This is a genomic window from Enterobacter cloacae complex sp. IR5428 (assembly GCF_049238585.1).
GTDB lineage: Bacteria > Pseudomonadota > Gammaproteobacteria > Enterobacterales > Enterobacteriaceae > Enterobacter > Enterobacter intestinihominis.
Genome location: NZ_JBMKHV010000002.1, coordinates 377,957 through 398,706, shown reverse-complemented (window position 1 = coordinate 398,706; position 20,750 = coordinate 377,957). Strand labels below are relative to the sequence as shown.

The window sequence follows — 20,750 nt, the reverse complement described above, 5'->3', positions numbered from 1 at the left end:
TCAGTTAATTACAACGTGCAGACGACGACAACCCCACAAAAAAATTGCCGCCTGCCTGTTTTAGGTTGGACACATGCGTAAAGGAACGTTAAGCAGTGACGCACCCTTCGGGACGTTATTAGGTTATGCGCCGGGTGGCGTGGCGATTTACTCTTCAAATTACGGCAGTCTCGATCCGCGTCACTACCCGGAAGACGCGGAATTCCGCAGCTATATCGGCAACGAATACATGGGCCATAAATGGCAGTGCGTTGAGTTTGCGCGCCGTTTCCTGTTTCTCAACCACGGGTTTGTCTTTACCGACGTCGGGATGGCGTGGGAGATCTTCTCCCTGCGTTTTTTACGCCAGGTGGTGAATGACAACATCCTGCCGCTACAGGCCTTTGCTAATGGCTCAAAACGCGCGCCGCAGGCCGGTGCGCTGCTCATCTGGCAAAAGGGCGGTGAGTTTCAAGAGACCGGCCACGTCGCTGTCATCACCCAGTTGCTGGACGACAGAGTGCGCATTGCCGAGCAGAACGTTATTCACTCTCCGCTGCCGATGGGGCAGCAGTGGACGCGCGAGCTGCGTCTGAGCGTTGAGAACGGTTGCTATACGCTTCATGATACGTTCAGCGATACCGAGATCCTCGGCTGGATGATCCAGACGGAGGAGACGGAACACAGTATTCCTCAGCCGGAGATCGACGGTGAGCTGCTGAAAATCAGCGGCGCGCGGTTGAAGAACAACCGTCAGTTCGACGGAAAATGGCTCAATGAAAATGACGCCCTGCAACAGGCGTACGTTCGCGCGAACGGCCACGTTATTAACAACGATCCCTGCCAGTACTTCACCATTACCGAAAGTGCCGAGCAGGAGCTGATCAAAGCCACCAACGAACTGCACCTGATGTATCTTCATGCCACCGACAAGGTGCTGAAAGACGACAGCTTACTCGCGCTTTTCGACATCCCGAAAATTCTCTGGCCGCGTCTGCGCCTCTCCTGGCAGTGGCGTCGTCACCATATGATCACCGGTCGTATGGATTTCTGCATGGATGAGCGCGGCATTAAGGTTTACGAGTACAACGCGGATTCCGCCTCCTGCCATACCGAGGGCGGGCTGATTCTTGAAGAGTGGGTGAAAAACGGCTATCGCGGCACCGGCCACAATCCGGCGGAAGGGCTGCTGGAGGAGCTGACCGGCGCCTGGAAGCACAGCCACGCGCGGCCGTTCGTCCATATCATGCAGGACAACGATATCGAAGAGGATTACCACGCGCTCTTTATTCAGCGCTCGCTGATCCAGGCCGGGTTTGAAACCAAAATCCTGCATGGACTGGGCGCGCTGAGCTGGGATGCCGCCGGGCAACTGATTGATGATGAAGGCCGTCACGTCAACTGCGTATGGAAAACCTGGGCGTGGGAAACGGCGATCGAGCAGATCCGCGAGGTGAGCGAAACCGAGTACGCCGCCGTGCCCATCCGTACCGGTCACCCGCAAGGTGAAGTGCGCCTGATTGACGTCCTGCTGCGCCCGGAAGTGCTGGTCTTTGAACCGCTGTGGACGGTGATCCCAGGTAACAAGGCGATCCTGCCGGTGCTGTGGCAGCTGTTCCCGAACCACCGTTACCTGCTGGATACCGATTTTGAGGTGAATGCGCTGCTGAAACGGACAGGCTATGCCGTTAAACCGATAGCCGGACGCTGCGGGAGCAATATCGATCTGATCGGCGCCCAGGATCAACTGCTGGACCAGTCCAGCGGCAAGTTTGTTGACCGCAAAAATATCTACCAGCAGCTATGGTGCCTGCCAAAGGTTGACGGCAGATACATACAGGTCTGCACCTTTACCGTGGGCGGAAACTATGGCGGAACCTGTCTGCGTGGGGATGACTCGCTGGTGGTGAAGAAAGAGAGCGATATTGAACCGCTGATTGTGGTGAAGGATAACTAATTCATACCCGCGACAAAAAAGCCCCCGCCGGATAACCTGCGGGGGCTTTTTCTTACTCTTCTTCCTCGACCTGCTGCTCGCTGATCTTCAGATCAATGATCCGGCCGATCTGGTCATGATAGACCGTCAGCAGGTTGTACTGGCTCATCTCGGACATAATTTGCGGCGTGACGTTAAAACTTTGGGCAAGCTCGTCATGGCGCAACATTTGCGGATGACGCCGCCTCACATGCGCGCGGCGGCGATTGTACTGATACCACAGGATCAGCAGCCAGCCGTTGAACGCGGCAATCAGCAGATAAACCAGCAATGTATTAAAGGAGGCGATAATCATGCTCCAGCGGTGATCGCTCGCCTCGGTTAACTGCATCCACAGCCTGGCATACAGGAAAAACAGGAATCCTCCCCAGGCTATCAGCGTTAATGCGGCATCGAAAAGACGCGGTGCCAGCCGATGTTCAGTCAAAATTAACGTATTCTCGTTCATTGAATGCTCCCTTTTCCCCGGTCCGGACTGATCCAGCGCGCGCGGGCGCGTTTACGTTTAAGCATGACTTTCGGAAATGCCACGAGGGTGGTAAACAGGCCAATCATCCAGTACACCATCGGGAACCAAATCACCCAGAACAGCGAGCCTGCCACTTTCCGCTCGTAGCGCCGCTCGATATACAAACTGACGAGGAATTGCAGCAGGCACATCACCCCCAGCAGCAGCCCGGTAAACGCCGGGGGAAACAGACTCGCAACGGCCAGGTTCGCGGGAAGAGGGATAATATGGCTAAGAATGAACATCACCACGGTCGCTCCATAGGCAAACGCCCACAGCGTTGACAGCGCGTACTCGAGAAACAGGGGCCACATCCGATGATGTTCCCAGCGGGCCATTTTGCGCAGGTTAACCAGAAACACCTCTGCACCGCCCTGAGCCCAGCGCAGACGCTGTTTCCACAGCCCCTTGAGCGTCTCCGGCATCAGGATCCAGCACAGCGCCCGCGGCTCGAAAAAGATATCCCAGTGGCGCAGCTGAAGCTTCCAGCTTATGTCAATGTCCTCTGTGATCATATCCGGGCTCCAGTACCCGACATCCGCCAGCGCCTGTCGGCGAAAGGCGGCGATGACGCCGGAGACCGTAAAGACCCGGCCATAGATCCGCTGCGTTCGCTTGATAAGACCAATAATGGAAGAAAACTCGCCCACCTGAATACGACCAATCAGCGTTGAGCGCGTGCGAATACGCGGATTTCCGGTGACGGCCCCAACGTGGGGATACTGAATCAGCGGTGCCACCAGATACGCGGCCGTATCGCGATCGAGCAGGGCGTCGCCGTCAATGCAGACCAGCAGATCGCCCCGGGCCGCCGCCGCACCAGCCTTGAGCGCCACGGCTTTCCCCTGATTCTCCGCGAGATTAATCACCCGCAGGCGCGGCTGCTCCTGCGCCAGTTGATGCAGCACCTGCGCGGTATTGTCCGAAGAGCCGTCGTTGATGGCGATAACCTCAACATTCCAGTACCGCTGACCCAGCGCGGCGCTAATGGTCTCCCGTGCGTTGCGTTCCTCATTAAAGCAGGGAATAAGAATCGAGATTAACGGTTCACCGGCTAAGGCGGGCGCGGGTGTTGCGTTATCCCACGACCAGTGCCGTTCAAGCTGAAACCAGAAATAGAGGCCGCCGGTTACCCAGAGCACGGACATAAACAGCGGCCAGAAAAAGACAAAGTCCAGAATCAGTTCGCCGGTAAACAGCGCGGCTACGCCTAACGGCAACCCGAATACCAGACACAAAATAGAGAAGGCGATAATGCGATCAGTCATTGTCAGGATACCAGTACGAAGAAAATTCAGGCCTGATACGCGAAATATCAGGTTGGTTGTTGAGGAAGTCGTCGGGGTAATAACCGTAATTTTTGATGCCGTTCAGCTGGAGCACCTGCATCCACTCCACCAGACGTTCATCGGCTACGGCACGCTGCGGTTTCTGCGCCCAGTCCCTGGCCTGTAGCTCAAAAATCGTTTTATTCAGCGCGCCGGGGCGTGCGGCGACGGCGTTGACTAAACGCGTCAGCCAGGCATTGCTCTCTTCTGCCGGGACGGACTCCATCAGTGGCATTGCCATCGGCACCGTCCAGTCGTAGGCCGACAGAAAATCATCCAGATTTTGCGCAAACCACGCTTCGCTTTCGGGCTGCAGAATGGGGAGGGCGAACATATTGCGCGCGGTTTTGATCTGCGGGCCACGGATGTCCTTCACCGTCTGGCTCAGGGCCTGGGTAAACCCGATAAGCTGCTGGCTCTTCTGCCGGGTCGTCTCCTGTCCGGCATCATCAACGTCCGTCAGCACCGCGTCGTCATGGAACAAGATCCCGTTGAAGCTGGCATAGCGGGCCAGATCTTCATAGATCTCCGTCACCTGTTGGCGAACCTGTGGACTCCAGGGGGAGAGCCGGATATAGGGCTCGGCGGCCACGGTCAACTCTCCCGTTTGGCGATCCCGGCGCTGCACGCGCGGCAGGGCTGGACTGAGATCGAAAGAGAGGACCGGCATCCACGCAAAGACTTTCACTCCCGCGCGGGTTTGTAGCTGCCAGGCGACAAAATTAAAAAGATCGGCCCGGACCGGAAGACGACGGTTGGGGAAATAGAGCGCGCCGATCCTGCCGTCGCCCCGCGGATCCGAAAACGCCTGGAGAAACACATGGCTGATTTTCATGTCGTAGACCCGCTGGACGAGTTTGTTGATGTTTTTCGTCTGCTGGGCCGGATCGGGATCGTAGACATAATCGAGATCAACATGCATGACGCGCACCGGGTCAAACTCCTGAACGCGGCTAACCGTGTTGGCAAAGGTTTTTATCGACGGATTTCCGGCAATCAGCAGGCGCGGGATGTTGCCGAGGTCGCGCACGTTTGCCAGCCCGTCCTCCAGGGTAAAGGCCAGCTGATAGCCCTGTTTCTGGGCGATAGCGAGCGATGTACCGTTGGCAGCCCCATAGGGCCACACCCAGGCACGCGGCGCTTTTCCCGTCACCTGGGTGATTTTTTCGGTGACTTTCCGTACGTCTGCGGCGATCCGCTGGTTGAAGTGTTCATCGGTTTCGTAATGCCCCGTCGCGTTATCGAAAAAACGGTTGGCGATAGCGGGTTCACGGCTTCCCTGCGGGTTGGCCGGGATGCCGTAATGCGAGGCCCAGGTATGCGAGCCGATTTCAACCAGCGGGGAGCGGCTGAGCTCGCGCACCATGTCCCATGTCGCGAACCGATCGCGGGGCGTCATCAGACCGCCGAAGTTAACTTTTTGATTTGCCGGCGTATCCACCCAACTGCCCACCGGCGCCCACAGCGCAGGAACGTTCCAGGCCTGAAGCAGGGGCCAGACGCGGGTGTAAAAGCTGCTGTAGCCGTCGTCGAAGCTGAGCAAAACGGCTTTCGGCGGCAGCGTTTTTTTTCCTTCATGCGCATCCACAATGTCCTGCACGCTGATGGCGTGATAGCCGTTGTGCAAAAGCCAGCTTATCTGCTCGTTTAACGCGCTGGTGCGAACGGAGAGGTAGCGCTGATCGGCAGCATCATCTTCGACGTCGTGGTAGGCCAGGACCAGAAACTGATTCTCCGGCCAGGGTTTGCTGGCCTCCAGCTGCGGCCTCTCTTCAGGAGCCATAAAGGAGAGCGGCTGCGCGCAGAGGCTCGCGCTGAGGCAGAGCCAGCCGATGACGATCAGGCTTACAGAAAAACGTGTATTCAGCATATTCATCCTTAAAAGCGTAAAGTCGCATCTAACGTGACGGAGAGATTGCTCTCGCGTTTGCCGTCGTAAGGGCGTTTATCCCAATTCAGCATCACGCCAGTATCGACAACGTTGTTCCACTGAATGCGTTGCCCGTAACCCAGCAGGGTAATGGCGCCAGGCGACTGATTTTTCTGCCAGTAGCTGCCGCCGCCTGCCACGAACTGCTGGTTCCAGAGGGTGTCGTAGTGGCGGTACATCTCATGGTCAACGGACAGGGCTGCCGTCACGGACAGATCCCGTGCCGGGTTGTAATAGAGCGTATTCCGCAGGCTGTTTTTACTGGCGGCGATCCCCGGTTCGAGATCCAGCGTCAGGTTCGGGGTCTGCCAGAGACGCTCTTTCCCAGAGAGGGTGTATTCCTGATGGCGGTTGTGGTCTGAGAAGCGGCTGACGGCGGCGTTGAACTGGTATTCACGTCGCTCGTTTTGATACCAGCGCACCCCACCTTCACCCCGGTTGGCGCTGATCCCATTGCGTAATGCCCGTAAGGGTGTCGCGCGTGATAAGCGCTCGAGGCTACCGCTGACCTGCCAGTTATCACTCAGGCTGTAGGTTGTTGAGAGCCGTGCGCCCGGCCTGTTTGTGCCGTGATAGCGGTTGCTGGAGAGCTCGGCTTCGAGCGTGAGGTCACGTGGGCGCCACTCAACGCCGCCCAACAGGTGGCGGCTGATGCCTTTACCTTCGTCGAAATTCCCCTGTGCATAGCGGGCGCCAGCAAATAGCCGCCAGTTATCCGCCACGGGTGGGCCATAGAGCGTGGCGTCCCAGCTCATGTCGTGGCTACCGCTGACGGGGTTATCTGAGTGCAATCCTTTACCCGCGTTCAGACGCAGCTCAGACATATGGTGGACCGCTCTGAGCCTGTCCAGGCGACGGGCACTGCGATCGGCGGGGGCGCGAGCAATTACGTCATCAGCCAGTAAATCCATCTGGCGCCACTCCTGAAGGTCCATTGCGACGTAAGCCTGCTGTTTTTCAAGCTCCAGATTCGCGGGTTCAAGCGCCTCTGCTTGTTTAAGCTTTTGCTCGGCCGCGCGCGGCAGGCCTCTGGCCTGAAGCAGGGCGGCATAATCAATCTGTAATCCCTGATTTCCCGGCGCCGTTGACGCCAGACGATACGACAGCTTTTCGGCCTCCGGCAGGGCGTTGGTCGCCAGCAAATAGTTAAGTTTGAGTGACTGTCCGGTGAGCCACCGATCGTTCGGCTGAGCGGTCGGGGACCCGAAATCGTAGCGGGTCCAGGGAACGCTGCGGGTCTCGCGCTCAACGTAGCGGCGGGCGGTCTGATACTGCCCCGTATCCAGCCAGGCGTAGAAAAGCGCATGCTCCTCATCCTGCGGATCGGAGGCGTAGTGTGGATAGCGTTGCACAAGCGAGAAGGCGGCGACGGCATTTTTCTCCTGCAAATATGCAGAGATCACCCAGCCGATGGCCCAGTCCGGCACCGGATGCTGGGCGGCCGTCAGCGCCTCATATTCGCTAATAACCTGCCGGTAATCACCCTGCGCATACAGCGCGCCAAGCCGATCGATACGGGCAAGGATGATGTCTTCAGCCGCCTGCGGTTCGTTTTGCCAGCGGGAAAGCAGGACGTGATAGCGATCTAATGCGTTTTGTGCCAGCCGCAGCCGCTCTTTCTCCGTTCTGCCAGGCACATCCGCCAGGCGTACCTTTTCAGCCGCGGCGTTACGCTCAAAGCGGCGACGCTCCGCGGGAGACATTGCTGCGCTTTGCGACAGCCAGAGTGCGGGCGTGCTTACCCGGTTATCCGTTAACGCATCGATCGTCTCGCGAAGAAGGGCGTTATTCCCTGGTGCGGCGTTTAGCGCGCGCATGTCCGCCAGCAGCCGGTCCCCGTTTTTTCCCTGGCGCATCCAGACATAGGAGAGCGTCTCAAGGTGCGCGGGAGAAGGATTGTCCTTAACCAGCTGCCGGGCTTTCGAAAGCGCGAGGCGATCTCTGCGGGCATCGGCCAGGGTCTTAACATAGCCGATGCGGTAATCGTCGTTATCCGGCGCAAGGCTGAGCGCCTCTTTCCACAGCGATAAGGCGGATGGCCAGGCTTTTTGGTTTCTTCTGGACTGGGCGACAGCAGCGATGGCGCGAGCGGGCAGCGGCATATAAATACCATAACGCTGCCAGACTCGAATAACCTCATCATCGCGTCCTGCCCAGGAGGCTACCTGTAACCAGTCCGCAACCTGTCCAGGTGTTAAAGCATGCTGTTGCTCATAGCGCTGTAGGTAATCAAGAAACAGAGCATAATTACCGTTACGTGCCTGTTGTATCTGATGCTCATAAACGGATTCATCAGCCTGAACCAGAACAGGAAAGAGTAAAAGCAGGAACAATAATATTGTGGTGCGATAAAAGAATAACGTAGTGAAGCTAAGCGATCTTTCCATATCTATTTGCCATTTGTTTATCGTGAATCCATTGCATAACACGGCCGCCTTTTAACTCTGCGTTAAAGGGCATAAAGGAGAACATTAAATCTGAATGATGCTACGTTATGGGGTACTTACTTAAAGGTAATTATTCGCCCTCAACTCAGTGGTCTGATTGGACTTAATGTACACCCGATGTGTTGGGGGATAAATAAGTTGAAAAGCGGCCGGGAGGTTTTGAGATAATTCTGGAAGAAGTAAGTTTTTTAGATAATTCAGTGCAGGATTGTTCTTTTTAACTGATTGATATTAAATGTTTTTCATTTTGCTGTTTGCAGTTTTTTTATATTTGAAATGAAGTTCTGCTGAGTTAATTAAAGTACTTTCTGGGGCATGTTTGGGAAGTTTCATGACAAAAATTCTTAATGTTCAGAGAAGTGACTTTTCTGAAATTCTTTTTTATTTATAATTAACGCCAGGCATTGAGTGATAGTCTGCAAAAAGTCTAGCTCACCAATGTCATATTGAGGGATGATCAAAGCCAGAAAACATTTGCCGTTAATGTAAAGCGCTATAAACGAAAGCGTCCTTGTTTCTTAAGAGGCGGGCTTGCTTTAATCTAAAAGGGATGATTAGTGGCGACTTCAATAGTGTTAGTGACTCAGGATTGTTTCCTTGTCAGGGGGATGCGGCTATTTTTCCCGGATATAATTTGCCTCTGTTCGATAGACAGAAACATATTTGATACCGACGCAAATGAATATACTGTACTGATTGATAGCCGTACGCCGCTCCGTTTATATGATTACCTGATACGCCATCCGGCCAGAACGAGAAAAACCATCTGCTGCGTTATGCTGGATATGCGCCCTCGAGAGGAGGATCTGCACAGTATGAAGCTGTTTATGAACACGTCGCTTACGCCTCCGGATATGGCGTCGTTATTCAATCTGGTGCTTGATATGAAAGGCTGGCGTCTGACAACCAAATGGCTGCTTAACTTACGGCTGAGTAGACATGAAGCGATAATGCTCCGGTTGCTGAAGGCAGGGAGGTCAATGGAAGAGATTGCAGATAAGCTGAATATGTCGGTTAAAAGCCTCTATCGCAAGCGAACGGCGCTATCGGAGCGGTTAGGGGCAGGGAACTTCAACGAGGCGTGTTTGTTTATCTTCAAAAACAAACTGCTGGACGCGGCTGGGAACGATCCCTAGCTTCGTCAGAAGCCAAAAGCACAAACCCGCCACGAGGGCGGGTTCTTTTAATGGAAATAATTCAGAACGACCAGCGCAGATTGGCGTTCACCGAGTTGACGCGGGTATCCGCACCATATTGTCCCTGGTAACCCACATCCAGCGTCGCAGCACGCGACAGCTGTACGCTCACGCCGATATCACCCACCATTACGTCCTCATCCACGGCTTGCCCCTGAGTAATGAACGCGTCGCTGCCCGCAAACGCCATGCGCGAAGAGGTATTCTTATCGCCATAAGCGTGCTGCCAGCCCAGCGAACCGTAGAGGTTAACGTTCTTCGGCAGCTCGGTCACACCGCGCACCCCGAGTGTGGAATAGAAGGTGTTCATCGTTTCGTTACGGACGCTCAGCGCAGCGGCACCGCCGTCTTCCCTGAAGCTGTCGGTATGCAGCCGGATGTACGATAAATTGACGAACGGCTCAATATTCCTGTCTGGCTGGCCGAAACGGTAGCCCGCTTCGGTAAACGCCAGCAGCGAGTTAGCGTCGTAATCTGACTTCAGCCGATCCGAGAAGCCGCTGAAATCAACATTGCGCTCGCCCTCGATCTTGTGCCAGGTGTAACCCAGCGCGCCGCGAAGGGAGAACGCATCCTGTTGACCCGCCGCATACAGGCCAAGGTGATAGTTGTCGGTATCCGTTGAGGAGCGACGGCTGTCGACGTCGTAATCACCCCGGCTGTAGCCGAAGTAGCCGCCGACACGCACGTTATGATCCGCCAGCTTGCGATCTGCCCCCAGCAGGAAGCCGGTGGTGTTGCCGTCCAGCTTGCCCACGTTTCCGTCGCCGCTGTTTCGGCTCCAGGAGCTGAAGGTCTGGCCCCAGACGCCATTGTTTTGCGGCTCCGGCTGCTGCACCAGCGACATGGCTAACGGTGGGATCGGCAGGCTGTCGTTATCAAACGCGCGCTGCATACGCTGGTTTAAAACGTTAAACACCTGCGTGCTGCCAGCGATCAGGTTGGACTGCATTGATGGATAAACTTCGCCAGAAAGCTGGTTGAACGCCTCGCGCGCTTCCGGCGCGCTCAGCAGCAACAGCGAGTTATACAGCGCCAGCGACGGGCCACTTTGCGTCAGCGTGGAGAGCGCGCCAGCGGTATTCCACTGGTTGCTGCTTTGGGCCACGGTCTGGAAAATGCCCGGCTTGCCGCTGCCCGGGTTTTCGCCGCCAGGATTCTCACCGCCCGGGTTTTCGCCTCCGGGATTTTCACCGCCCGGGTTCTCGCCTCCGGGATTCTCACCGCCAGGGTTTTCGCCTCCGGGGTTTTCTCCTCCAGGATTCTCGCCACCGGTTTCTTTCTGCGCGATGGTCAGATCTACGGCGTTGGTGCTTTGCTTAAGCGCCACGTCCAGGAAGGCGGATTTGGAAATCGCTCCGGCGAACTCACCGTCAATTCCCCCGTCGGAGGTCAAAATGCGGTAGCTTTGGCCCGTTTTATAGCTGGTTTGCGGATCCAGCGCGGTGACCTGTACCTTAGCCCGATCGCTGATGGTGGTTTTGCCCGATACCAGTAGCTGGTCGCTGCTGCCATCGCCCGCGATATCCACGTCATAGAAGGATTCGCCGATAAAGTTCAGATAGCGTTTCAGCGTCAACGTACCGATATTGCCGTCGCCCGGCGAGATATGCCCGCCAGACAGGATCTCGGTCTGGCCCAGCGTGCCGTTGCCGCCCAGCGTGCCGCCGGACTTGATTGACGCGGCGCTGCTGTAACCGACCCCGTCGCTGACGTCTGAACCCGCCGTCGCGTTGAGGATCAGCGTACCGCCGTTCTCGGCGCTAAGCGTCTGAACATCAAAAATATCGTCTTCTGGCTGGGTATTAATATTGCTGGCAATGATAACTTTACCGCCCCGCGCGGTTACGTTCGCCTTGAGTGCGGAAAGATCGCCGTTCAGCGTCGTCTGCCCGGAGGTATTGATCACATCACCTTCACCGCTCATCGTGTTGCTGAAGAGGTAATTTCCGTCGGTATGGTTGAAGTAGACATAGCTGCCGAACAGTCCGCCACGCAGGCTGATTGCAGTCTTCGCATCGAGGGTACCTGCGCCGCCCGCCGTGCCAGGCGTTGGCTCAGTTAAACCCGTGCCGGTGTCCATATTGCCGCGGCTGCCGATGATGAGCGCACCCCGGTTCGAGCCGGAACCCGATGTCCCCACGATCAGCGCATTGCTGCCAGCGGAAAATGAACCGCCGTCAATCACAGACAGCACGCCATTGCCGTAATCGCCCACGCTCACGCTGCTGCCGCTGGTAAAGCGCGAGTCCTTGCCCGCAATAACCAATTCGGCGGTTTTCCCTGCGCCGGAGACGCCCGCCACCTGCACGCCGCCAACGTTAACCGCTCCGCCGTCCAGTACGTCCAGGTCGCCATTAAGCGTTAACGTACGGCCAACGTTCCACTGTGAGCCGCTCCCGGTGACGGTGGCTTTCGGGCTCAGCGTGTCGGTTTCACCCGGTCCGGTACCATTCCCGATGCGCGCATCGTAGGCGGTATTGAGCGCCGCGCCGTCCTCAATTGCCAGCGTGGAGCGTGCGCCCAGATCGGTGCCTACGCTCAGAAAATTACTGGTCACGCGAGAGCCGGCACCCGTCGCGATAAGGTGGCTGTCGTAGCCCCGGGTGGTGCCGACAACGATCTCCTTTGCGCTCGCCAGCGCGCCCTCTTCGACTCGCAGGGTGCCGAGGCCAAGATTCAGGTCGCCGCGCAGGACGTACCGATCGTTCACCGCGTTAAGCTCAGCGTCTGGCCCACGGACCGTGACCACGCTTTCATAAATTTTGCCGTCGAACAGCCGACCGATATTGATGTTATAGGCGGTGATTTTGCCATTATCGATCAGCAGGTTTCCGCGTTGATTACGTCCAACATAAACATCTCCGGTGTAACCCAGCGTTTCGGTAATACGCGAGTCGCCATCAAAAAAAGCATCGGCTGCACGCGCGATATCGGCAGGTAAAAACAGTAACAGCGGCGCGGAAAATAGAGCGAGGTAAAGTCTGGAAAGCGGCGTCTTAACCGCTAAAGCATGCGATGTAGAGTTATTCACGGGCTATCTCCGTACTCATTAGCGTGATGTCTGGAAAATCGTTTTTATGAAAACTCAGATACGTCAGAAAATGTAAAAGGCGTTATTTATGTACGCCTTTTGATGCGGCGTTAATTATTTATGTGTGACAACAGGTGTACAGGTTGGCGCGCTTAGCGTCGGTGCGGATCCTAAAATCCCCGGCATCATCATTGATGAACAATCGAAAATACGCCCTTTTTCTGTCGTGGCGCGATAAGACAGTTTTTGTCCTCCCAGTGCGTCCGGCTGGGCGCCATTAACGTTGGTCACGGTTATTTCATCCGATGAGCCCAGTCCCAGCATTTTAGCGGTCTCCGCTTGCAGGAGTGGAATAGCCTGATCGGTTTTCAACGTGGAACAACCGGCTAGCATCAACGTAACGGTTAAAACGATTAGTGGTTTTTTCATAAATTATCCTTGATATCCAACCAGTTAATTTCACTGATTGTATTTATGTTTTCTTTTACCCAAATCAGCGAATAATATATTTCTCTTTCCTAATCGAAAAAACCCTCCTAAAGTAGGGTGGGTAGATAATAATTCATCTGTACTCTAAGATATGCGAAGGTAAAAGGAGGCTCCTTTGGGACAGAATTATGCGTTAGTCGTTGATGACCATCCATTGGTAGCAAGCGGCATCGCCAATTTTCTGATTACACATTGCCAGTTTAAACAGGCGTGTGTGGTGACGAATGAGGATGATTGCTACCGCCAAATTAGGGATCATGGCCCGCCACGTTTGCTGGTTATCGATTTTTGGCTCTCTTCCGGAACGGCCCTGAAATTACTCAAAGAAGTAAAACAACTTTACCCACAGGTACGACTCCTGGTGGTCAGCGGGGATGACAATAATGACATCTGGCGCAAAGTTAATGCCGCCGGGGGACACGGTTTTGTATTGAAAAGCGAGCCACCTGAGATGTTCTCGCGGGCCGTTTACGCACTCACTGATAATCAGACCTGGTTTCCTGAGGGAAACGAAATTTCCGTTAAGGCAAATAATGAGAAGTTAAGTAAATTTAACTTAACGCCGCGACAAATAGACGTGTTAAATATGATTATGCGCGGCCTGCCAAATAAACGCATCGCCGCCCAGCTTTCAATTTCTGAGCCCACGGTCAAAGAACACATCAGCAATATATTGAAAAAGATAGGTGTTAACAGCCGGGTCGAAGCCATCACGCTTCTGCACGGCAAGCAGGAACCGTCGGAATGAGGTTTTTCCAGAGCTTACAAAACGAAGGTATCTCTGCTCCGGCGCAGATCCGTTTGCTAAACAACACCTTTCTGCGGCTGGTATTTAGCTTTAGTGCTGTGCCCTTTGTGGGTATTCCTTTCGCCATCTGGATTTATATGCTTGGGGACGACCTCGGCCCAACGATTATCTGGATAATTATTTATCTGCTATGTGCCGTGGCGATAAGACTATTGCACCGATGCTATCAGCGTGAAGCGAAAGAAAACGGTGAAAGGGACGTCCTGCGACGCTGGCTTCCGCGTATTAATAATATCGCCTTTATTCACGGGCTGGGCATTTCTTCGCTCTATTTAATTACTCCACAGACGCAGAATTTTGACTTTTTCCTGTTACTTAATATCAGCATCGCCGCCATCGTCGCCGCCAATGCGACGCATCTGACGCCGGTCATCAGCACCTTTACGCGCTTTTTCTTCGCCTCCTGGGGGGTGCTGAACCTCGGTATTATCTGGCGGCTGGATGAGTTGATGTTCATCGTGCTCATGCTGAATCTGCTTTACGGCTTCGCAATTTACCGCCATGCGTTAACTTCCCATGCGTTCTTTATTCAGCAGGCACTGCTTGAGGAAAAAAGCTCACGCCTGGCGGAACAGTTTCGTCAGGCCAAAGAGGACGCGGAGCAGGCACTGCTGGATAAAAATCAGTTTCTGACCACCGCCAGCCACGATCTGCGCCAGCCCGTACACGCTATGGGCTTTCTGATCGAAGCCATCCTCCACCGAAACCGGGACGACAGCCTGACGCCACAGCTTCTTGACCTGCAGCAGAGCGTTCGCTCGGTACATTTAATGCTCAACTCTCTGCTCGATCTCAGCAAAATAGAATCCGGGAATGTCCTCTCTGCCCCGGCCAAAGTGGATATCGGTGCTCTGCTCGACTCGGTCATCACGCTGTTTCGCGAAGAGGCCAACAGCCGCGCGCTTAGGCTGTGCATCCGGCGGCCTAAACGCCGTATCTACGTGATGGGCGATTCGCTGCTGGTGCGACAGTCCCTGATTAACCTGATTCAAAACGCCCTTCGTTACACGCTCCAGGGCGGGGTGCTGGTCGCCATCCGACCGCGCGGTGACGAGTGTATGGTGGAGGTGTGGGACACGGGAGTCGGTATCGCCGATGAAGAGAAGGGCAAAATCTTCTCACCTTACTACCGCCCCGAGCTGGCATGGAAGATCGACAGCGCCGGACACGGGCTGGGACTGGCCGTCGTTGCCCGTTGTGCCAAGCTGATGAAGGTGAAATACGGGATGCAATCCATTGAAGGTAAAGGCTCACGCTTCTGGATGCGCTTTACCCAATACGTTGGTGAAGACATTGCGCCGGATATCCCGACCGCCGCTGACAACACCGCCACGCCGGTACGCTATGCGCCCCTGCACGGTTCCTGCCTGGTCGTCGATGACGACCCGCTGGTGACGTCTGCCTGGGAGAGCCTGATGAGCGTCTGGGGAATCGACGTACGCTGTGCGGCCTCGGCTGAAGAAGCGTTTGCCATAATCGACGACGGCTTTACGCCGTTCGCCGTGCTGTGCGACCAGCGTCTGCGATCCGGCGAAAGCGGCTTCGATATCCTGAAAGCGCTTTTTGACCGTCTGCCGGATATGAGCGGCGCGATAGTCAGCGGCGAATTTAATTCACCGGTTCTGCTGGAGGCGGAGCAGGAGGGGTATCTGGTGCTCCGCAAGCCTCTGGAGCCAGCTAAACTGCATGCGCTGCTGACGCAGTGGTCAGGGTGACGTGGATAGGGGAATAGATAATAGCAGCATTGCGCTTCACTGTAGGGCCAGATAGTACGCGGTGTCCTGCTGTGATGCCAATGTGTCGGTATGGTTGAGCCGCTGAGGGAGGATTTCGCGGGCCTGATTAATGATTTCATCGTGCATGATTCAGCCTCCTGTGGTGATCTGCATGTTGCTTCTACCGGGCAGGGCGGGAGATGTTGGAAACGGCCCCGAAGGAGTCATTAGAGTTGCTACCAGCGAAGTTCCGCAGTGGGCAATAATGTCAGTTTTCGAGCGTATACTCTAAGATATCTTCAACTCGTTGATATATATAAATTTGACGAATATCGTCAGGTAGCGATTTATCCGCAAAATTAAGTTAAACTTCGTCACAGGTTTCAGTGAGTTATGGGACGGATAATATAATGACCAGCGAAGAGGCACTTTTAAAATCAGGTTTTAGCAAACGAGATCTTCAAAAGTTAAAAAACAATATTGAAAATTACGGTGGTTCGTTTGATAGCGTAACTCATGATCTGGCCAATCGTTTTAAGGCTATGAAGTGGATAACTATTATTGCCTTCATCATACTGGCTTTAACTCTTTTACTTGCATCCAAGGATACAAGCCTGACACTTGCGCTCACATTATTGATTGTACTACCTTTCATCTGGTATATAACGCCAGCAAAACTTGGCTACAAATCCTGGCGTTATCGTAAAATGCTGACTAATTCTGGGACGGGTCGCTGACGGACAACAGATCAAAAATAATCTTAGCTTTCACGCCATAACCCGCTATTTTCATTGTAAGCTGCGGGCGGCTCAGTGTGCTCACCTTTCGGTAATAGTCAGCAGGGAGATAACGAAACAGTCGCCAGGTACCAGGTCGCCGTAACAAGCCAAAAATGGTGTACGCATTAGCGGCCAGTGAAATTGATTTGTAGACACCTAACCCATTCTCACGACTAAAGCCCATAAACTCAGCTGTAGACATCGCGGCATTCGCGACCAGCCCTTCACTGGTAGTGTTGTTAGTTGCGTAGCGAGCCACTTCTTTACTGATGCTGTTTGTCCCGTCAGTAACCAGAATCGCACCAGCAAGAACCCCGAGAGGGGTCATAGTGCCTATGAGGGTAAATCCTGCGGCTAATTCAGCACCGGCCAGGACAACACTAACAGCCGAGATCACATACCCAACAATTTTGTTATTCTCTCGGATAAACTCGACTTTAGCGTAAAGCTTCGCTGCCTTCGTTCTTAATAAACGCGCTTGTTCCAGCAGGTTACTGTTTTCTTCTCTGAGAATTTTAACGCATTCCATGCATTCTTCATCTGATTTAGCCCGACGAGCTAACGTAAACTGATGTTCTATGAGGTCCCGAATTTCCTGAACAAACTTCATTCGAGTCAAACTATCGCTGAGATGAAAAGCCGACAGAGTGTTGGCTGTATTTACCAGTTTCCTGGCTTCCATATTCACCATAGTTTCCGCCCAGGCTTTATTTCTTCCATCTGAGCGCATCATGTTAAGTAATGCTGCATCCATTGTAGTTCCTCTCAATTGCTTTACCGGCCTCTGCTTAGACTGATAAACGCCCCCATGACAGCCATGCGTGCCAACGCACACACAATATAGTAGCAATGTGGTTACGGTGTCTGAAGTAGAAGTCGCTTTTTACAGCTTCGTTCCTCGGCCTACTTTACTGCGGTTAGCCAGGGCCTGTTCCAGCAGTGTACGGAACGCCGAAAGGTCACTTTTCAGGATGTCCCGGATGGATTTACCACCGATGAATCTAATAAAACAGTTAGCCGATGGGGGGTAATCACGGATACGTGATGCCGCTCTGTCGGGCTCTGTCCAATTGATATGTGCATTTGTAATGCTCAAATAGATCGGTGAAGGTCAGGTTTTTCTGCTTCTGTGTGGCGGTAAAGGCGGTAAACAACGCCAGTTGTACCACCGGGAAGCGGGGCCGGAGGAGAGATAAGGGCGGTAACTACTGTTCAAACAACGAGTTGCTGGCTCAGAAAGCAAAAACCCCCGCCGAAGCGAGGGTTATAAATAAGTGGTGCCCGGACTCGGAATCGAACCAAGGACACGGGGATTTTCAATCCCCTGCTCTACCGACTGAGCTATCCGGGCAACGGGGCGCATTAAACCCGATCCGCCCTCCGACGTCAACGAAATTTGTTGTTTTCGTTGCAGACTGCACACTCTCTCACCATTTCGTCGCAAACTTAAGCGAAAAAGTGCGTCCAGAGCGCGGAAAGCGGCATCGCGAGCAGCAGGGCTGGGAGCATGTTCACCACTGCAAACATCTTGATGCCACAGATGCGCAGCCCTGTCGCCAGCAGCAGCAGGCCGCCGACGGCGGTAAAGTCCGCCATCATCGCAGGCGTCGTCAGCGGCAGGATCAGCGTGGCGCAGGTGGCCAGCGCCAGCTGAATAAGCAGCATCGGTACACAAATCGCCGCCACGGCGATGCCGAGGGTGGTGGCAAAGATGGTGGCAGTAAAGAAATCCAGAAACGCTTTCGCAATCAGTATGCTGGGATCGCCGGTCATCCCTTCCTGCATCGAACCGAATATCCCCGTGCCGCTGGCGCAGAACAGAATAATGATCGCAACGTAGTTCTGAATAAACGACTCGTGCGTGCCGTGCTTTGCCTTGCCCGGTCGGGCAATCAGATTTTTGGCTTTGCCTACCGCGTGATTAATGCCTTTTTCCAGATAGCAAAACTCGCCGATCAGCGCGCCGAGCAGTGTCGCCAGTACCATCACCGGCAGGTTGGCGCATTTCACCACTAAAAGGATACCAATCCCTAACGACGCCAGGCCAAAAATGGAGGGCATGGAGACGCGAATACGCTCCGGCAACCGCTGGCTTAATACTGCCCCAAGTACACCGCCCAGCAATACGGCTCCCGCATTGATAAAGGGTCCAATCACCACGTTTAACTCCTGTTATTTAAGCACTGGCATTGCATGATTATGGCACGTCCGTCCCTGATTATGCTTAGCTTTGGGAGGCGTAACGCATACTGATTCCTTCTTGCACCTGAAAATAAAAGGTGACATGATTGCGCGAATTTTCTCCTTCCTGTCTCACCGTTCGGTGAGGGTATTTGCGCTTATGAAAACCATGAAAATTGCCGTCAGCCGTGAGCTGGTATCCAAAGTTTCTACGCATCGCGAAAAGGTTATGCTGGATAACACCGATTTCACCGATGTGGCGGCAGTCGTCATTACGGTTGTTGAAAGCTACAGCGGCATTCTTGCGTTGCTGAAGCGTACGGGCTTTCAGCTACCAGTATTTATGTTCTCAACAGAGCCAGGAGAGGTGCCAGAGGGTGTCACGGCGATCATCTCGGGTAAAGCACAAGAATTGCTGGAACTGGAATCTGCCGCCTGCCGGTATGAAGAGAACCTGCTGCCACCCTTTTTTGACACCCTGAGCCAGTATGTGGCGATGGGAAACAGCACCTTTGCCTGTCCGGGTCACCAGCACGGCGCCTTTTTTAAAAAACATCCCGCCGGGCGGCAGTTTTACGACTTCTTCGGTGAAAACGTGTTTCGTGCCGATATGTGCAATGCCGACGTGAAGCTCGGTGATTTGCTGATCCACGAAGGTTCTGCCAAGCACGCGCAAAAGTTCGCGGCGAAAGTGTTCAACGCGGATAAAACCTACTTCGTGCTGAACGGCACGTCGGCGGCCAATAAAGTGGTGACCAATGCGCTGCTGACCCGTGGCGATCTGGTGCTGTTCGATCGTAACAACCATAAGTCCAACCATCATGGGGCGCTGATCCAGGCCGGAGCAACGCCTGTCTATCTTGAGGCAGCCCGTAATCCGTTTGGTTTTATCGGCGGGATCGATGAACACTGCTTTGATGAAGCCTGGCTTCGGGAACTGATCCGTGACGTCGCGCCGCAGAAAGCCGCCGAGGCGCGCCCGTTCCGTCTGGCGATCATTCAGCTCGGCACCTACGACGGCACGATCTACAACGCCCGTCAGGTGATCGACAAGATCGGTCACCTTTGCGACTACATCCTCTTTGACTCCGCCTGGGTCGGCTACGAGCAATTTATCCCGATGATGGTGGAAACGTCTCCGCTTCTGCTGGAACTGAACGAGAACGATCCGGGAATTTTCGTGACCCAGTCGGTCCACAAACAGCAGGCCGGGTTCTCGCAAACCTCACAGATCCATAAAAAGGATAACCATATTCGCGGTCAGTCGCGCTTCTGCCCGCACAAGCGGCTGAACAATGCGTTCATGCTGCATGCCTCCACCAGCCCGTTTTACCCGCTGTTTGCGGCGCTGGACGTGAACGCCAAGATCCACGAGGGTGAGAGCGGACGCAGGTTGTGGGCTGAGTGCGTCGAGCTGGGCATTGAAGCGCGCAAAGCCATTATCGCCAACTGCAATATGATCAAACCCTTTATCCCACCGGTGGTGGCGGGGCGGCCATGGCAGGATCACCCCACGCAGGCTATCGCCAGCGAGCGTCGCTTCTTTAGTTTTGAACCGGGTGCAAAATGGCACGGTTTTGAAGGCTATGCCCGTGAACAGTATTTCGTCGATCCGTGCAAGCTGCTGCTGACCACGCCGGGCATTGATGCGGAAACAGGGCACTATACCGATTTCGGCATTCCGGCGACCATTCTCGCCCACTACCTCCGCGAAAACGGCATTGTGCCGGAGAAGTGCGATCTCAACTCCATCCTGTTCCTGCTGACGCCAGCCGAGAGCGCGGAGAAGCTAATGCAGCTGGTGGCGATGCTGGGGCAGTTTGAACAGCATATTGAAGACGATACGCCGCTCGTGGATGTGCTGCCGACCATCTATCAGAAATACCCGGTGCGTTACCGCGACTATACGATCCGTCAGCTGTGCCAGGAGATGCACGATCTCTACGTCAGCTTTAACGTGAAGGATTTACAGAAGGCGATGTTCCGCCAGGAGAGCCTGCCTGCCGTGGTGATGAACCCGCAGGATGCCAACCAGGAGTACATTCGCGGGAACGTCGAACTGGTGCGTATTCGTGACGCCGAAGGACGCATTGCCGCCGAAGGTGCGCTGCCATACCCGCCGGGCGTGCTGTGCGTGGTACCGGGGGAAGTCTGGGGTGGAGCAGTACAGCGCTACTTCCTGGCGCTGGAAGAGGGCATTAATATGCTGCCGGGTTTTTCGCCAGAGTTGCAGGGCGTTTACAGCGAGAAGGATGCCGACGGGATCAAGCGACTGTATGGGTACGTGTTAAAGTAGGGCCCCTCACCCTAACCCTCTCCCCAAAGGGGAGAGGGGATTGCACGGAGCCGTCTTTTCACCC

The 20,750-nt window shown here is 54.6% G+C and carries 14 protein-coding genes and 1 tRNA gene; 6 read left to right on the top strand and 9 right to left on the bottom strand.

The genetic code is table 11. The features are described 5' to 3' along the window. Positions 1 to 73 precede the first annotated feature (73 nt). Complete coding sequence (gss, locus tag ACOTXC_RS04235; RefSeq protein WP_045308372.1) at positions 74 to 1,936, top strand: bifunctional glutathionylspermidine amidase/synthase; 1,863 nt, start codon at positions 74 to 76, stop codon at positions 1,934 to 1,936. Positions 1,937 to 1,988: 52 nt separating this feature from the next. Here gss and pgaD read toward each other — a convergent pair whose 3' ends face one another. From pgaD to pgaA, 4 genes are read right to left on the bottom strand one after another with little or no spacing between them, the layout of a single operon-like run. Then, positions 1,989 to 2,423 (bottom strand): poly-beta-1,6-N-acetyl-D-glucosamine biosynthesis protein PgaD, encoded by a 435-nt coding sequence (pgaD, locus tag ACOTXC_RS04230; RefSeq protein WP_421767431.1) that lies wholly within the window; start codon positions 2,421 to 2,423, stop codon positions 1,989 to 1,991. Next, positions 2,420 to 3,751, bottom strand: coding sequence for a poly-beta-1,6-N-acetyl-D-glucosamine synthase (gene pgaC / locus ACOTXC_RS04225; protein WP_023298589.1), 1,332 nt, complete (start codon positions 3,749 to 3,751; stop codon positions 2,420 to 2,422). Before pgaC ends, pgaD begins: the two co-directional genes overlap by 4 nt. Further along, on the bottom strand, positions 3,744 to 5,681 hold the full coding sequence (gene pgaB / locus ACOTXC_RS04220; protein ID WP_058646104.1) for a poly-beta-1,6-N-acetyl-D-glucosamine N-deacetylase PgaB: 1,938 nt from the start codon (positions 5,679 to 5,681) through the stop codon (positions 3,744 to 3,746). The genes pgaC and pgaB overlap by 8 nt, the downstream gene beginning before the upstream one ends. Positions 5,682 to 5,689: 8 nt before the next feature. Then, positions 5,690 to 8,128, bottom strand: coding sequence for a poly-beta-1,6 N-acetyl-D-glucosamine export porin PgaA (gene pgaA / locus ACOTXC_RS04215; RefSeq protein WP_421767430.1), 2,439 nt, complete (start codon positions 8,126 to 8,128; stop codon positions 5,690 to 5,692). A gap of 668 nt (positions 8,129 to 8,796) precedes the next feature. On the opposite strand from pgaA, the gene ACOTXC_RS04210 reads away from it, so the two are divergent. After that, positions 8,797 to 9,324: a helix-turn-helix transcriptional regulator gene (locus ACOTXC_RS04210; protein ID WP_045308383.1), complete on the top strand. Its 528-nt coding sequence runs from the start codon at positions 8,797 to 8,799 to the stop codon at positions 9,322 to 9,324. A 61-nt stretch (positions 9,325 to 9,385) separates the two neighbouring features. Here the strand turns inward: ACOTXC_RS04210 and ACOTXC_RS04205 are convergent, their stop codons facing one another. Together ACOTXC_RS04205 and ACOTXC_RS04200 are read right to left on the bottom strand one after the other, a co-directional pair. Beyond that, a complete protein-coding gene (locus tag ACOTXC_RS04205) occupies positions 9,386 to 12,418 on the bottom strand; it encodes an autotransporter domain-containing protein (RefSeq protein WP_421767429.1) in 3,033 nt (1,010 codons plus the stop codon). Between the two features lie 114 nt (positions 12,419 to 12,532). After that, positions 12,533 to 12,847 carry a lipoprotein gene (locus ACOTXC_RS04200; protein ID WP_003862457.1) on the bottom strand — a complete coding sequence of 105 codons (315 nt, stop codon included), beginning with the start codon at positions 12,845 to 12,847 and terminating at the stop codon, positions 12,533 to 12,535. A 175-nt stretch (positions 12,848 to 13,022) separates the two neighbouring features. Here ACOTXC_RS04200 and ACOTXC_RS04195 point away from each other — a divergent pair, with 175 nt between their 5' ends. The 3 genes from ACOTXC_RS04195 (at position 13,023) to ACOTXC_RS04185 (ending at position 16,167) form a co-directional block, all read left to right on the top strand. Further along, the gene (locus tag ACOTXC_RS04195; protein ID WP_421767428.1) at positions 13,023 to 13,655 is read left to right on the top strand and encodes a LuxR C-terminal-related transcriptional regulator; all 633 of its coding nucleotides are present in this window, start codon (positions 13,023 to 13,025) and stop codon (positions 13,653 to 13,655) included. Then, positions 13,652 to 15,430 carry an ATP-binding protein gene (locus ACOTXC_RS04190; RefSeq protein WP_421767427.1) on the top strand — a complete coding sequence of 593 codons (1,779 nt, stop codon included), beginning with the start codon at positions 13,652 to 13,654 and terminating at the stop codon, positions 15,428 to 15,430. Before ACOTXC_RS04195 ends, ACOTXC_RS04190 begins: the two co-directional genes overlap by 4 nt. 410 nt (positions 15,431 to 15,840) lie before the next feature. After that, positions 15,841 to 16,167, top strand: a complete 327-nt coding sequence (locus tag ACOTXC_RS04185) for a hypothetical protein (RefSeq protein ID WP_023298582.1) — start codon at positions 15,841 to 15,843, stop codon at positions 16,165 to 16,167. On the opposite strand, the gene ACOTXC_RS04180 is transcribed toward ACOTXC_RS04185, so the two are convergent. The 3 genes from ACOTXC_RS04180 to ACOTXC_RS04170 form a co-directional block, all read right to left on the bottom strand. Next, positions 16,145 to 16,963, bottom strand: coding sequence for a DUF4225 domain-containing protein (locus ACOTXC_RS04180; protein ID WP_333028319.1), 819 nt, complete (start codon positions 16,961 to 16,963; stop codon positions 16,145 to 16,147). The genes ACOTXC_RS04185 and ACOTXC_RS04180 overlap by 23 nt on opposite strands. 521 nt (positions 16,964 to 17,484) lie before the next feature. Beyond that, positions 17,485 to 17,560, bottom strand: a tRNA-Phe gene (locus ACOTXC_RS04175). Between the two features lie 95 nt (positions 17,561 to 17,655). After that, positions 17,656 to 18,369: a DUF554 domain-containing protein gene (locus ACOTXC_RS04170; protein ID WP_003862452.1), complete on the bottom strand. Its 714-nt coding sequence runs from the start codon at positions 18,367 to 18,369 to the stop codon at positions 17,656 to 17,658. Between the two features lie 181 nt (positions 18,370 to 18,550). Here ACOTXC_RS04170 and ACOTXC_RS04165 point away from each other — a divergent pair, with 181 nt between their 5' ends. Continuing rightward, positions 18,551 to 20,686, top strand: coding sequence for an ornithine decarboxylase (locus tag ACOTXC_RS04165; protein ID WP_023298579.1), 2,136 nt, complete (start codon positions 18,551 to 18,553; stop codon positions 20,684 to 20,686). The last annotated feature ends 64 nt before the right edge of the window (positions 20,687 to 20,750 follow it).